Below are 13,494 nucleotides of genomic sequence, written 5' to 3'. Positions count from 1 at the left end.
GGGGCTGCTGAGGCTGGGTTAAGCTTGCGTCTGCGCCTATGACCTATTCATTGAATACCCTCAACAACGATGCCGCTCACCACGCGCCCAGCGGTCTGCGGCGCTTTGCCCACGAATTTGCCTTGTTGCTGGGTGCCGCCGGCCTGCTGTTCTGGTTGATCGCATTGCTCAGCCATTCTCTGCTGGATCCGGCCTGGTCCACCTCGGGGGCGGGTGGAGCTGTGACCAACTGGGGTGGGCGGCTTGGAGCCTGGATAGCGGATTTGAGCTATTACCTGTTGGGCATGTCGGTCTGGTGGATGGTGCTGGCAGGGTGTCGGGCGTGGCTGGCGGCTTTGGCGCGCTGGTTGCGCGGCCATGGTGTGGGTGTCGGTCCGCAGACCTCGCCCGACGAGGAGCGCTGGTGGCAACGTGCGGGCATGCAGCGTGTGGTGTTCTGGTTGGGGCTGGGGGTGTTGTTGGCGTCCAGCACGGTGCTGGAGTGGAGCCGCCTGCACCGCTGGGATGCCATCCTGCCCGGTGAAGCCGGGGGGGTATTGGGGTCGGTGCTGGGGCCGTTGGCGGTGCGTTGGCTGGGGGTGACAGGATCGGCTCTGGTTGCCATCGCGGTGTGGGTGGTGGCGCTGGCCTGGGTGTTTCGCTTCTCCTGGGCGCATACCGCCGAAGGGTTGGGCCGGTGGCTGGATCAATGGATCGAGAGCCGACGCGAGCGACGCGAGGCCGACGAAGACCAGCGCATCGGTCAGCAGGCGGCGCGCGAGCGTGCCATGGAGGAGTCTGCTTATGCAGGGGAACTTGCCGCGTCCGATCTGGAGCCGTCACCGACACGGCCATTGACGTCCGAAGAGATTGCGCCGCCGCGGGCCAAGGCGAAGGCCAAGTCGCTGCAGATCGAGCCCACGTTGGCCGAGGTGCCGGTCAGTACCCGAGTGGTGAAGGAGCGCCAGAAGCCGCTGTTTCAAGACTTGACCGACAGCAAACTGCCTCAGATCGATCTGCTCGATGCCGCCGGGCGCCAGCAGGCCACGGTGGCGCCCGAAACCCTGGAGATGACCAGCCGCCTGATCGAGAAGAAGCTGCGCGATTTCGGGGTGGAGGTGCGGGTCGTGGCGGCGCAGCCGGGGCCTGTGATCACCCGCTACGAGATCGAGCCGGCCACGGGGGTCAAGGGTTCGCAGATCGTGAATCTGGCCAAGGACTTGGCGCGGTCGCTGTCGCTGGTGAGCATCCGCGTGATCGAAACCATTCCGGGCAAGAACCTGATGGCGCTGGAGCTGCCCAACGCCAAGCGCCAGACCATCCAGCTCAGCGAGATCCTGGGCTCGCAGGTCTATGCCGACGCCAAGAGCCTGCTGACCATGGGACTGGGCAAGGACATTGCCGGTCACCCCGTCGTGGCCGACCTGGCCAAGATGCCGCACTGCCTGGTGGCCGGGACCACGGGTTCGGGCAAGTCGGTGGGCATCAACGCCATGATCCTGAGCCTGCTCTACAAGGCCGACGCCAAGGACGTGCGCCTGCTGCTGATCGATCCCAAAATGTTGGAACTCAGCGTGTACGAGGGCATTCCGCACCTGTTGTGCCCCGTGGTGACCGACATGAAGCAGGCCGCGCACGGCCTGAACTGGTGCGTGGGCGAGATGGAGAAGCGCTACAAGCTGATGAGCAAGGTGGGCGTGCGCAACCTCGCGGGCTACAACGCCAAGGTCGACGAGGCCAAGGCGCGCGGCGAATCCCTGCCCAACCCGTTCAGCCTCACGCCCGAGCAGCCCGAACCCCTGGAGCGACTGCCCTACATCGTGGTCGTGATCGACGAACTGGCCGACCTGATGATGGTGGTGGGCAAGAAGATCGAGGAGCTCATCGCTCGGCTGGCGCAAAAGGCGCGCGCGGCGGGTATCCACCTGATCCTGGCCACTCAACGCCCCAGCGTGGACGTGATTACCGGGTTGATCAAGGCCAACATTCCCACCCGCATCAGCTTCCAGGTCAGCAGCAAGATCGACAGCCGCACCATCCTGGACCAGATGGGCGCCGAGGCCCTGCTCGGCATGGGCGACATGCTCTACATGCCGGCAGGCACCGGCTTCCCGACTCGGGTGCACGGTGCTTTCGTCAGCGACGACGAGGTGCACCGCGTGGTGGCCTACCTCAAGGAGCAGTACGGTGAGCCCGACTACATCGACGGCGTGTTGGAAGGCGCGGGCGAGGGTGAAGGCGGTGGCGGCGACCTGTTCGGCGAAGGCGATGCCGGTGGCGAGAAAGACCCCCTCTACGACCAGGCCGTGGCCATCGTGCTGCAAGACCGCAAGGCCAGCATCAGCTACGTGCAGCGCAAACTCAAGATCGGCTACAACCGCGCCGCCCGCTTGCTGGAAGACATGGAAAACGCCGGCTTGGTGAGTGCGCTCACCGCCAGCGGCCAGCGCGACATTCTGGTGGCCAACCGGGGCGGCGAATGAGCGGTCCGAACCAGTGGGGCTGCGCGGTTTTCGCTACAGCTGTTTACAACCCGGAGCCAGCGGCTCGGAACTGGTGGCGCGCCCAACCACCCCAAGGCTCATGATGCAACGACGTTCGCTTTTACTGGCTGTCGCCTGCTGTGGCGTGGGGGTGTGGTTTCCCGCTCACGCCGATGGACTGTCGGCACTGGAGAGCTTTCTGCGGCAGACGCAGCAGGGCAGGGCCGCCTTCACCCAGACGGTGACGGCGCCGCGCAAGGACGGCGAGGCAGCGCCGCGCGCCCGCACCAGCCGGGGCGTGTTCGAATTCCAGCGACCCGACCGCTTTCGCTTCGTCTATACCCACCCCTTCGAGCAGACCATCGTCGCCGACGGGCAAACGCTGTGGCTTTACGACGTGGACCTGAACCAGGTGACCGCCCGTGCCCAGCAGGAGGCGCTGGGCCAGACACCGGCCGCCCTGATCGCGGCCTCTCCCGATTTGCGGGGTTTGACGCAGGTGTTCGACTTGCGCAACGCGCCCGATGCCGATGGACTGACCTGGGTCCTGGCCACGCCCAAACAGCGCGACGGGCAGTTGCAGTGGATCCAGCTGGGTTTTAGGCAGGGGCAACTGGCCGCGCTCGACATCCTGGACAGCTTCGGTCAGCGTTCGACCATTCGCTTTGAGGCCATGGACACCCAGCCAGGTTTTGGAGCAGAGCATTTTCGGTTCCAGCCTCCCGCAGGGGCGGATGTGATTCGCCAGTGAGCCACTGCCTGTGAATACGCCCCACCTGCCGCTGGCCGAACGCCTGCGCCCTCGCTCGCTGGCCGAAGTCATCGGTCAGCGCCACCTGCTGGGCGAGGGCATGCCGCTGCGCGCGGCCTTTGAGTCCGGACGGCCGCACAGCTGCATCTTCTGGGGCCCACCGGGGGTGGGCAAGACCACCATTGCGCGCCTGATGGCGCAGGCCTTCGACGCCCAGTTCATCGCCATCAGCGCGGTGCTGGGTGGCGTGAAGGACATACGCGAAGCGGTGGAGAAGGCTGAGCTGGCGCGCAGCGGCCTGCACCCGCAGGCGACCATCGTGTTCGTGGACGAGGTGCACCGCTTCAACAAGAGCCAGCAAGACGCCTTCCTGCCCCACGTCGAAAGCGGCTTGTTCACCTTCGTGGGGGCCACCACCGAAAACCCGAGCTTCGAGGTGAATTCGGCCTTGCTCTCGCGGGCAGCCGTATATGTGCTGCAGCCGCTGAGCGTGGACGATTTGGGCGAACTCATGGACCGAGCCCATGTCCATGGCGGGGTGCCGACCATGGAGCCTGCCGCCCGCGAGCGCCTGCTGGCCTATGCCGATGGTGATGCCCGGCGCCTGCTGAACACGCTGGAAACCCTGGCCGTGACCGCGCAGGCCCAGGGTTTGAACGAGATCACCGACGACTGGCTGCTGAAGGTGCTGGGCGAGCGCATGCGCCGTTACGACAAGGGCGGCGAGCAGTTCTACGACACCATCAGCGCCTTGCACAAGAGCGTGCGCGGCTCGGACCCGGATGCCGCGCTGTACTGGTTCGTGCGCATGCTCGACGGCGGGGCCGATCCGCGTTACCTGGCGCGACGGCTGGTGCGCATGGCCACGGAAGACATCGGCCTGGCCGATCCGCGCGCGCTGCGGCTGGCGTTGGACGCCGCCGAGGTGTACGAGCGCCTGGGCAGCCCCGAAGGGGAGCTGGCGCTGGCCGAAGCGGTGGTGTACCTGGCCGTGGCACCCAAAAGCAACGCGGTGTACAAGGCCTACAACGAGATGCGCGCCTTCGTGAAGCAGGACGGCACCCGCCCCGTGCCCCTGCGCCTGCGCAACGCGCCTACCCAGCTGATGAAAGATATGGACTACGGCAAGGGCTACCGCTACGCCCATGACGAGCCCGATGCCTTCTCGGCCGGTGAGCGCTACTTTCCCGACGGGCTCACCCCGCCGCCGTTCTACCGGCCGGTGCCGCGCGGGCTGGAAATCCGCATCGGGGAAAAGCTGCAGGCACTGCGCGAGCGCAACACCGAATAAAATCAAAAGTTTTGTGCGCTGAGGCGCATGCCTATCCGTTGACGCCTGAACCCATGACCACCCCTGCCGACCACGCCCCGCACGCTGACGAGAACCACATCATCGCCGAGCGCCGCGAGAAGCTGCGCGCCTTGCGCGAGGCCCAGGCAGCGGGTCGCGGCCCCGCGTTCCCGAACGATGTGAAGCCGCAGCACAAGGCGGCTGACCTGTTCGCCGAATACGACGGCATGAGCAAGGAGATGCTGGAGCTGTTGAAGGTTCGTGCCAGCGTGGCCGGCCGCATGATGCTCAAGCGCGTCATGGGCAAGGCCAGCTTTGCGACGTTGCAGGATGCCTCCTTCGGGCCCAGCGGCGGGCGCATCCAAATCTACCTGAACCTGGAAAGCGTGGGCGCCGAAGTGCTGGAAGCCTTCAAGCACTGGGATCTGGGCGACATCGTGGCGGCCGAAGGCGTGCTGTTCAAGACCAAGATGGGCGAGCTGACCATCCACGCCGACAAGGTGCGGCTGGTGACCAAGAGCCTGCGCCCGTTGCCAGACAAGTTCCACGGCATTCATGATCAGGAGATCAAATACCGCCAGCGCTACGTGGACCTGATGACCGACGAGCAGGCTCGCAAGCGCTTCGTGGCGCGCAGTCTGGCGGTGACCTGCATTCGTGAGTTCATGGTGCAGCACGACTTCCTGGAAGTGGAAACCCCCATGTTGCACCCGATTCCAGGCGGGGCGAATGCCAAGCCCTTCGTGACGCACCACAACGCGCTGGAGCAGGACATGTACCTGCGCATTGCGCCGGAGCTCTACCTGAAGCGCCTGCTGGTGGGCGGTTTCGAGCGGGTGTTCGAGATCAACCGCAACTTCCGCAACGAAGGCATCAGCGTGCGGCACAACCCCGAGTTCACCATGATGGAGTTCTATGCGGGGTACTGGAACTACCTGGACCTGATGGTGTTCACCGAGCAACTGATCCGCCATGTGGCGCAGCGCGTCTGCGGTGGAACCCGGCTGACCTACCAAGGCCGCGACGTGGACCTGGAGTCACCGTTCGAGCGCCTCACGATCCGAGAGGCCATCCTCAAACACACCGAGGCCGGCGACCGCGTGGACGATCGTGACTGGCTGGTGCAGCAGTTGAAAAAGCTGGGTCTCGATCCGGTCAAGGAGCGCCTGGACAGCCGCAGCCTGGCCGGCCTGCAGGTGATGTACTTCGAGGAGACGGTGGAAGACAAGCTCTGGAACCCCACCTTCATCTGCAACCACCCGACCGAGATTTCCCCGCTGGCCCGCGCCAACGACAGCGACCCGACCATCACCGAACGTTTCGAGCTCTACATCACCGGGCGGGAAGTGGGCAACGGTTTCAGCGAATTGAATGACGCCGAAGACCAGGCAGCGCGCTTCCATGCCCAGGCGGCCAGTAAAGACGCGGGCGACGACGAGGCCATGTTCTTCGATGCCGACTACGTGCGCGCACTGGAGTACGGCATGCCCCCGGCGGGAGGGTGCGGCATCGGCATCGACCGTCTGATCATGCTGCTGACCGACAGCCCCAGCATCCGCGACGTGATCCTGTTCCCGGCGCTGCGCCGCGAAGGCTGATCAGGCGTAAGCCTCCAGCGCCTTGCGCATCTTCTTCATGGCCGCCACCTCGATCTGGCGGATGCGCTCGGCACTCACCCCGTACTCGGCGGCCAGCTCGTGCAGCGTCATGCCGCCGGAGCCGTCGTCGTTGACCTTGAGCCAGCGTTCGGTCACGATGCGGCGCGAACGCTCGTCCAACTGCTCCAAGGCGCGGGCGATGCCTTCGGTGGCCATGACGTCCCGCTCGGTGGCTTCCAGCACGGCGGTGGGTTCGTGGCGGGCATCGGCCAGGTAGGCGATGGGACCATAGGCTTCCTCGCCATCGTCGCCAGGCGTGGGGTCGAGCACCACGTCGCCACCCGACAAGCGGGTTTCCATTTCCAGCACGTCTTCGCGTTTGACGTTCAACTCGCGTGCCACCACGTCGATTTCCTGCTCGCTCAGGCGTTCGCGGTGGGTGTCGGCGTCCAGGGCGTCGGCTTTGAAGGCCTGTTTCATGCTGCGCAGGTTGAAGAACAGCTTGCGCTGTGCCTTGGTGGTGGCCACCTTGACCATGCGCCAGTTTCGCAGGATGTATTCGTGGATTTCGGCCTTGATCCAGTGCAAGGCATAGCTCACCAGCCGTACACCCAGGGCCGGGTCGAAGCGCTTGACGGCTTTCATGAGGCCGACGTTGCCTTCCTGGATGAGATCGGCGTGCGGCAGGCCATAGCCCAAGTACTGGCGCGAAACCGATACCACCAGGCGCAGGTGCGACATCACCAGCTTGCCAGCGGCTTCCAGGTCATTGTATTTTTGCAATCGCTCGGCGTAGTCCCGTTCTTCTTCGGCGGTGAGCATGGGCAGCCGGTTGACCGCCGCAATATAGGCATCCAGATTGCCCAGCGGGGGCAACACGAGGGACGAACCCGACCAACCGTGCTTGGCGGCGGGGGCCAGTGCATAAGGTGTGGTGGTGATGGCGTTCATGATGTCCTCTCTCCTGATCAGCCTGTATAGGGCATGTCACTATGTTAGCACTCTATTGACGAGAGTGCTAATGGAAAGTTCCGCCATTCACATCCATCGTCCCAATGCCGCGGGGTGTTTCTAAAACCTGTTCCAGCCGTCATCTTCCGCGGCGGCAGGGGTTGGCTGGGCAGAGGATCGCCGATGATGCAGCTGCTGACCTGGGCCTGCACGCGGGCCACGTTGGTTTCGGTCAGGCCGTCCCAGAGCTTGGCACCTCTCCACTCCCGGTGCGGTATCGTTGCCGAAACGCGCGGGAACCTGTGCCGCGCACCAGAACCAGACACGGACACCCCGTCAGGAGGCGAACGATGCAGACCAACCAGGAACGAGTCAACAAGCGGTGGAGATTCCTCCGCTGGAAGCGGATCATCGGGGGGCTGGTGTGTGCGGCAGCGGCATGGCACGCGCAGGCCGCTGGCGTGCAGCCCGAGGTGCTGGTGCGCGGGCTGGAGCACCCGTGGGCCGTGGCCTTCATAGGCCAGGGGCAGATGTTGGTGACGGAGCGGCCCGGGCGCATGCGGGTGGTGTCGCCTGCGGGCGAGCTGGGGCCGCCCCTCGAGGGTCTGCCCCGGGTCGATGCCGTGGGCCAGGGCGGGCTGCTGGATGTGATCGCTGACAGTGACTTCGCGAGCAACCGCCAACTCTATTTCTGCTTTGCCGAGCCGGCGGCCGATGGGGGCGGAAACTCCACGGCCATGGCTTCGGCCCGGCTGTCGGCCGACCAGCGCCGGCTCGAAAACGTGCGGGTGATCTTCAGCCAGCGGCCCAAGGTGAACAGCCGCCACCATTTCGGTTGCCGCATCGTCGAGTCGCCGCAAGGGTATCTGTTTTTGACGCTGGGCGATCGCTTTGGCCGCATGCAGGATGCCCAGACGCTGGACAACCACCACGGCAAGGTGATCCGCGTGCGCAAGGACGGCACCGTGCCGCCGGACAACCCGCTGGTGGGACGCGCGGGGGCCTTGCCAGAGATCTGGAGCTGGGGCCACCGCAATCCGCAAGGCGCCACCTGGGGCCCGGACGGGCGGCTGTGGATACACGAGCACGGCCCGCAGGGCGGTGACGAGATCAACCGGCCGGAGCCGGGCAAGAACTATGGCTGGCCGGTGATCACCTATGGCGAGAATTACGGCGGCGGCCCGATTGGCGATGGCATCACGCACAAAGAAGGTATGGAGCAGCCGCTGCACCAGTGGACGCCATCCATCGCGCCGTCGGGTATGGCCTTCGTGAGCAGTGACCGTTACGGGCCGGCCTGGAAAGGCAGCCTGATGGTGGGTGCACTGCGCGGGCGGCACCTGGCCCGGCTGGAAGTGGCCGATGGCCGGGTGGTGCGCGAGGAACGCCTGTTGGAGTCGCTGGGCCAGCGCATCCGGGATGTGCGCGAAGGCCCCGATGGCCTGCTGTACCTGCTCACCGACGACCGCAACGGACAGCTGATCCGTCTGCAGCCCACGTCCACCCAACGCTGAGCATCACCATGAGCCAGATGCCTCCCGACATGGCCAGACTGCCGGCGCTGTTCGAGCGCCAGCGCCAAGCTTTTGCCCGTTTCCCCATGCCACCGGCCGAACAGCGCATCGCCGGTTTGAAGCGCTTGCGTGCGGCGCTGCTGCGGCATAGGGAGGCACTGGTGCAGGCGGTGGACCGCGACTTTTCCGCACGCTCGCGCGACGAGACGCTGATGGCCGAGGTGCTGACCACGGTGCAGGGCATCGACCACACGGTGCGGCACCTGCGGCGCTGGATGCGCCCGTCACGCCGGTCGGTGAGCCTGCTGTTTGCGCCCGCTCGTAACCGGGTGGCATACCAGCCCCTGGGGGTGGTGGGCATCATGGTGCCGTGGAACTACCCGATCCAGCTCGCGCTGTTGCCGCTGGTGGGGGCGCTGGGAGCCGGGAACCGGGCCATGATCAAGCTCTCCGAGTTCACGCCCGCCACCAACCAAGTGCTTCGGGCGTTGCTGGCCGACGCCTTCGACGAGGACGAGGTGGCCGTGATCGAGGGGGCGGTGGATGTGTCCACCCTGTTTGCCCAGCAGCCCTGGGACCATCTGCTCTTCACCGGTTCCACGGCGGTGGGCCGGATCGTGATGGCGGCAGCGGCCAAGAACCTCACGCCGGTCACGCTGGAACTGGGGGGCAAGTCGCCTGTGATCGTGGCGCCGGATGCGCCCCTGCAGGCGGCGGCCGAAAGCATCGTCTTCGGCAAAATGCTCAACGCCGGGCAGACCTGTATCGCCCCCGACTACGCATTGGTGCCCGCGGGCCAGGAGGACGCCTTCGTGCAGGCAATGCAGCACGTGGTGGCGCGCCTGTACCCCACGCTGCGCGAGAACCCCGACTACAGCGCCATCGTCAACGAGCGGCAGCACCAGCGCTTGCAGGCCTGGCTGGACGACGCGGTGCGGCAAGGCGCACGGGTGCAGGTGTGCAACCCGGCCGGAGAGGGCTTCGAAGGCACCCGCAAGATGCCCTTGCACCTGCTGCTGGACGTGCACGACGGCATGAAGGTGATGCAGGAGGAGATCTTCGGCCCCTTGCTGCCGGTGCTGCCCTACCGCGACCTGGATCAGGCCGTGGAGCGGGTGCGCAGCGGGGCGCGGCCGCTGGCCTTGTACCTGTTCAGCCACGACCGGCAGGTGCAGCGCAAGGTGCTGGAGCAGACCCATTCCGGCGGGGTGACGATCAACGACACCCTGATGCACGTGGCCCAGGACGATCTGCCCTTTGGTGGGGTGGGTCTTTCAGGTATGGGGCACTACCACGCGAATGAAGGCTTTCTCACTTTTTCCAAGGCCAAGGGGGTGCACATCAAGGGCCGCTTCAACAGCGGCAAGCTGGCTTACCCGCCCTATGGGGGTTGGGTGCACCGGATGATCCAGCGCTGGTTCATTCGCTGACGCGGCGGGGCTGTCATGACCGGCACCTCGGCCATGGCCTACACGGCGCTTTTTGGGGGTATGGTGGTGGAGCTTGCCAGCCGCCTTGATCACTGGCTTTGAGGGGCTGGCAACCAGTGGGTGATCAGCCAGGCGCTGTGCAGTGCCTCTGGGTCCGGGGTGTAGGCATCCCAGGCCGGTCGTTGAAAACAGTGCTGGGCGAGCTGCGGGTCCACACCCTGTGCCGTGAGCCAGCGCAGCAGGTGGCGGTCGGTGGCGGTGAGGGTGTGGGCACCGCCCACGACCGGCATGTAGGGCTTGTGGCAACGCAGGATGGCCTGTGGCGATGCCAAGCGGCGCGAGCCGGCCGCCAACGCCACGATGCAGGCTCCTTCGCAGCGGCTTACCACGGCGGTGTCGAGCTGGTGCAGCTGGATGAGCTGGGCCACGCCGATGGCCTCGGGAGCCAGTCCGCCCGGACTGTCGAGTTGCAGGGTGCGCACCCAGGGGTATTGCGCCAGCCAGTGTTGCAGCTTGTGGGTGGTGCCGATGCCCATGGGGCCGTAGAGTTCGAGCACGTCGCTGCCGTCTGGGTTGCGCTCAGGCAGGAGGCGTAATTCGGCGGTGGGCGTGGGCGTGAAGTGGTGCGCATGCCAAGCGTACAGCATGCCATGCAGCTGGTGGCCTATGAGCAGTGGCACGATCAGGGCGACCAGGCAGTTGGTGGCAAAACCCGCGATGCCCCGAGGCAGGCTCAGACCTTCCTGCACCCGGCGTTCAGCGTTCAGGAAGGCGATCCACACCCAGCTCGCGCTCCAGAAACCGGTGGCCACCATGAGGGCACCGGCCACCCGTAGCCAGACGGGATACCATGGTCCGACCGCCCAGGTGATCTGGGCTACGCCCAGGGCGGTCATGCCCAACAGCAGACCGCCAGTCAGTCCAATGGCCAGCGTACGCCGCAGGCCCCAATGCTCAGGACGTGCGATCCGCACCTTGGGCTGAAGCAGCCAGGCGGCGAGCCTCGGTTTCCAGCACCAGACGATCGACCCGGCTCATCGGCAGATTCACGAGCAGTTCCATGCGTTGATGCAGGGCGTGCATGGTTTGCTTGAAGGCGTGCAGCCGTTCTTCCTCGGTGCCTTCGACCAGCGTGGGGTCGGGGTAGCCCCAGTGGGCGGTGGCCGGATGGCCGGGCCAGGCCGGGCAGGGTTCGCCAGCGGCTATGTTGCAGACGGTGATGATGAGGTCGAGATGGGGCGAGTCGGGCTGGCTGAACTCAGCCCAGTTCTTGCTGCGCAGCCCGGCGGTGTCGATGCCGGCACTGTGCAGGGCTGCCAAGGCCATGGGGTGGGGGCGATGGTCGGGGCGCGCATGCGTACCGGCCGAAAACGCCCGAAAACGGTGCCCGCCCAAGTGGTTCAGGATGGCCTCGGCCATGATGCTGCGGGCGGCGTTGTGCGCGCACAGGAACAGGACTTTGATCGGTTCACTCACGGGGCCGTCTCTCGGGATAAAAACCGCATGCTAGGCAGGGTGTGTGACATTTTTGTGTCAATCATCTATCGGGTTCAGCGGAATGGCACCGCAGTGGTTGGACGGGGAGCCAGGGTTTTCATGGTCTTGGATGAGGCGCCCCATTGCACGATCTCGAGTCGGCCGTCAGGGTGCTCGACGATACCGGTGAGGCTTTCGACCCAGTCGCCGTCGTTGCAATAGAGGGTGCCGTCTATGTCGCGCATCTCCGCGCGGTGGATGTGGCCGCAGACCACGCCGTCGAGTCCCCGCTTGCGGGCTTCGGCTGCCACCGCCCCTTCGAACTGGAGCACGTAGTTGAGCGCGCTCTTGACGCGGTGTTTGAGGTATTGCGACAGCGACCAGTAGGGCAGACCCAGACGGGCACGCCAGGAATTCAGGTGTGTGTTCAGCCGCAGGGTGAGCTCGTAGAGGTTGTCGCCCAGATAGGCCAGCCATTTGGCGTATTGGATCACGCCGTCGAAGTGATCGCCGTGGATGATCCAAAGCTTGCGCCCGTCGGCGGTGGTGTGGACCGCGTCTTCAACCACATCCACGCCGCCGAATTTATGACCGACGAAATGGCGTGCGAATTCGTCGTGGTTGCCGGGCACGAAAATGACCTTGCAGCCTTTGCGGGCGCGACGCAGGATTTTCTGGACCACATCGTTGTGGCTCTGCGGCCAGTACCACTTGCGGCGCAGTTGCCAGCCGTCAATGATGTCGCCGATCAGGTAGAGCTTGTCGCTGGGATGGGCCTTGAGGAAGGCCAGCAGGGCCTTGGCCTGGCAGCCGGGGGTGCCCAGGTGCACGTCGGAAATGAAGACGGCCCGCAGGCGTTGACCTGCAGGTGGCAGGGGCTCGTCCGGGTCATCGTCGCTGTCAAGTGGTGAACGCCAAGTATCCGTCACGTGGGCGGCGAGATCAGACTGTCGTGGAGGGTGCCCAGGCAAGGGCCCGTTGCCAACGAAGCTGTTGCGCATCAAGCCCCCAGAAAGTGTTTGCGGTAGCGCGCAGGCATGTCGGCCAGGCGCATCATCATGGGCAGGTCGGCGGCGTTGAAGTCAGGGTCCCAGGCCGGGGGGCCGAGCACCTTGGCGCCCAGGCGCAGGTAGCCCTTGATGAGCGCGGGGGGCTCAATGGGCAAAGAGTCGTCGAGCCGATCTACCGGCAGGGGCAGGCGCGGGCGCACGTGGTATTCGATCGAGGCCAGGTGCTTGTCGCGGACCTGGCGCCAGATGCTGGCGGCGGCGTGGCCATCGCTGACTGCGCCGTGGCTGCCCTGATGCTGCATGGGGATGCTGGCGCAGCCGATCATGGTGTCGAGCCGGTTGCGCGCCATGAATTCGGCCAGAGCCCCCCACAGGGCCAGGATGACGCCGCCGTGGCGGTGGTCGGGGTGGACGCAGCTGCGCCCGAGTTCGACCATCTGTTCGCGCAGGAAACGCAGGCGGGTGAGGTCGAACTCGGTGTCGCTGTAGAAGCCTCCCACGCGTTTGGCCTGGGCCGGCGTGAGCACGCGGTAGGTGCCGATCACTTCCAGTGTGGAAGCGTCGCGCACCAGCAGGTGTTCGCAGTAATCGTCGAACAGGTCGATGTCGTGTCCGGGCAGGGTTTGTGGCAGCCGTGCGCCCATTTCGCCGGCAAACACGTCGTAACGCAGCCGTTGGGCGGCTCGGACTTCATCCAGGTGCCGGGCCCAGGTCACCAGGAGTTCGGGCTGGGGGCTGGAAGGTTTGTGTGCCGTGGGCGCCAGGCCTGGCAAGGCGGCGGGTCCACTGCTCAGCGGCAGGACCGGGTGGCGCATGTGATCGAGGACGGACAGGTCGCTCATGGGGAACTCCTTTGGCTGTGCCGATTCTTCGCCTCGCGTGTGTCGTTGCCATGGCGTTTCGATGAAAAAACCATGACGACCAGATTCGTCAGTCACGCCACTGTCATGGGGTTGCCATGCCACTGCCACGCAGTGGCTCCAGCATGGTTGGCATGCATGAAAGGAGCAG

The 13,494-nt window shown here is 65.5% G+C and carries 11 protein-coding genes; 6 read left to right on the top strand and 5 right to left on the bottom strand.

Annotated elements, in window-relative coordinates; translation table 11 throughout:
- Positions 1-38: 38 nt before the first annotated feature.
- The 4 genes from HZS63_RS03215 to lysS all read left to right on the top strand — a co-directional run bounded on the left by HZS63_RS03215 (position 39) and on the right by lysS (position 6,102).
- Positions 39-2,462, top strand: a complete 2,424-nt coding sequence (locus HZS63_RS03215; protein ID WP_180682610.1) for a DNA translocase FtsK — start codon at positions 39-41, stop codon at positions 2,460-2,462.
- 103 nt (positions 2,463-2,565) lie between these two features.
- On the top strand, positions 2,566-3,213 hold the full coding sequence (lolA, locus tag HZS63_RS03210; RefSeq protein WP_246316147.1) for an outer membrane lipoprotein periplasmic chaperone LolA: 648 nt from the start codon (positions 2,566-2,568) through the stop codon (positions 3,211-3,213).
- A 10-nt stretch (positions 3,214-3,223) separates the two neighbouring features.
- The gene (locus HZS63_RS03205) at positions 3,224-4,504 is read left to right on the top strand and encodes a replication-associated recombination protein A (protein ID WP_343039943.1); all 1,281 of its coding nucleotides are present in this window, start codon (positions 3,224-3,226) and stop codon (positions 4,502-4,504) included.
- A gap of 53 nt (positions 4,505-4,557) precedes the next feature.
- Positions 4,558-6,102, top strand: coding sequence for a lysine--tRNA ligase (lysS, locus tag HZS63_RS03200; RefSeq protein WP_180682608.1), 1,545 nt, complete (start codon positions 4,558-4,560; stop codon positions 6,100-6,102).
- Here the strand turns inward: lysS and rpoH are convergent, their stop codons facing one another.
- Positions 6,103-7,053: an RNA polymerase sigma factor RpoH gene (gene rpoH, locus HZS63_RS03195; RefSeq protein WP_180682607.1), complete on the bottom strand. Its 951-nt coding sequence runs from the start codon at positions 7,051-7,053 to the stop codon at positions 6,103-6,105.
- A gap of 350 nt (positions 7,054-7,403) precedes the next feature.
- Here rpoH and HZS63_RS03190 point away from each other — a divergent pair, with 350 nt between their 5' ends.
- Positions 7,404-8,567 (top strand): PQQ-dependent sugar dehydrogenase, encoded by a 1,164-nt coding sequence (locus HZS63_RS03190; protein WP_180682606.1) that lies wholly within the window; start codon positions 7,404-7,406, stop codon positions 8,565-8,567.
- A gap of 8 nt (positions 8,568-8,575) precedes the next feature.
- On the top strand, positions 8,576-9,997 hold the full coding sequence (locus HZS63_RS03185) for a coniferyl aldehyde dehydrogenase (RefSeq protein WP_180682605.1): 1,422 nt from the start codon (positions 8,576-8,578) through the stop codon (positions 9,995-9,997).
- Between the two features lie 89 nt (positions 9,998-10,086).
- Here HZS63_RS03185 and HZS63_RS03180 read toward each other — a convergent pair whose 3' ends face one another.
- The 4 genes from HZS63_RS03180 to HZS63_RS03165 all read right to left on the bottom strand — a co-directional run bounded on the left by HZS63_RS03180 (position 10,087) and on the right by HZS63_RS03165 (position 13,325).
- Complete coding sequence (locus HZS63_RS03180) at positions 10,087-10,971, bottom strand: hypothetical protein (RefSeq protein WP_180682604.1); 885 nt, start codon at positions 10,969-10,971, stop codon at positions 10,087-10,089.
- Positions 10,952-11,473 (bottom strand): arsenate reductase/protein-tyrosine-phosphatase family protein, encoded by a 522-nt coding sequence (locus HZS63_RS03175; RefSeq protein WP_180682603.1) that lies wholly within the window; start codon positions 11,471-11,473, stop codon positions 10,952-10,954. Before HZS63_RS03175 ends, HZS63_RS03180 begins: the two co-directional genes overlap by 20 nt.
- A gap of 74 nt (positions 11,474-11,547) precedes the next feature.
- Positions 11,548-12,402, bottom strand: coding sequence for a UDP-2,3-diacylglucosamine diphosphatase (locus HZS63_RS03170; protein ID WP_425505909.1), 855 nt, complete (start codon positions 12,400-12,402; stop codon positions 11,548-11,550).
- Between the two features lie 71 nt (positions 12,403-12,473).
- The gene (locus HZS63_RS03165; RefSeq protein WP_246316120.1) at positions 12,474-13,325 is read right to left on the bottom strand and encodes a GNAT family N-acetyltransferase; all 852 of its coding nucleotides are present in this window, start codon (positions 13,323-13,325) and stop codon (positions 12,474-12,476) included.
- Positions 13,326-13,494 lie beyond the last annotated feature (169 nt).

Origin of the sequence: Tepidicella baoligensis (genome assembly GCF_013432195.1) — a bacterium.
GTDB lineage: Bacteria > Pseudomonadota > Gammaproteobacteria > Burkholderiales > Burkholderiaceae_C > Tepidicella > Tepidicella baoligensis.
Note: the sequence above shows the minus strand (reverse complement) of the source record. Positions and strands in the feature narration are given on the sequence as shown.

Excerpts from the sequence above, each read along its gene's own strand:
- HZS63_RS03215 (WP_180682610.1), top strand. The coding sequence starts at position 39 with ATGACCTATTCATTGAATACCCTCAACAACGATGCCGCTCACCACGCG.
- lolA (WP_246316147.1), top strand. The coding sequence starts at position 2,566 with ATGCAACGACGTTCGCTTTTACTGGCTGTCGCCTGCTGTGGCGTGGGG.
- lysS (WP_180682608.1), top strand. The coding sequence starts at position 4,558 with ATGACCACCCCTGCCGACCACGCCCCGCACGCTGACGAGAACCACATC.
- rpoH (WP_180682607.1), bottom strand. The coding sequence starts at position 7,053 with ATGAACGCCATCACCACCACACCTTATGCACTGGCCCCCGCCGCCAAG.
- HZS63_RS03190 (WP_180682606.1), top strand. The coding sequence starts at position 7,404 with ATGCAGACCAACCAGGAACGAGTCAACAAGCGGTGGAGATTCCTCCGC.
- HZS63_RS03185 (WP_180682605.1), top strand. The coding sequence starts at position 8,576 with ATGAGCCAGATGCCTCCCGACATGGCCAGACTGCCGGCGCTGTTCGAG.
- HZS63_RS03165 (WP_246316120.1), bottom strand. The coding sequence starts at position 13,325 with ATGAGCGACCTGTCCGTCCTCGATCACATGCGCCACCCGGTCCTGCCG.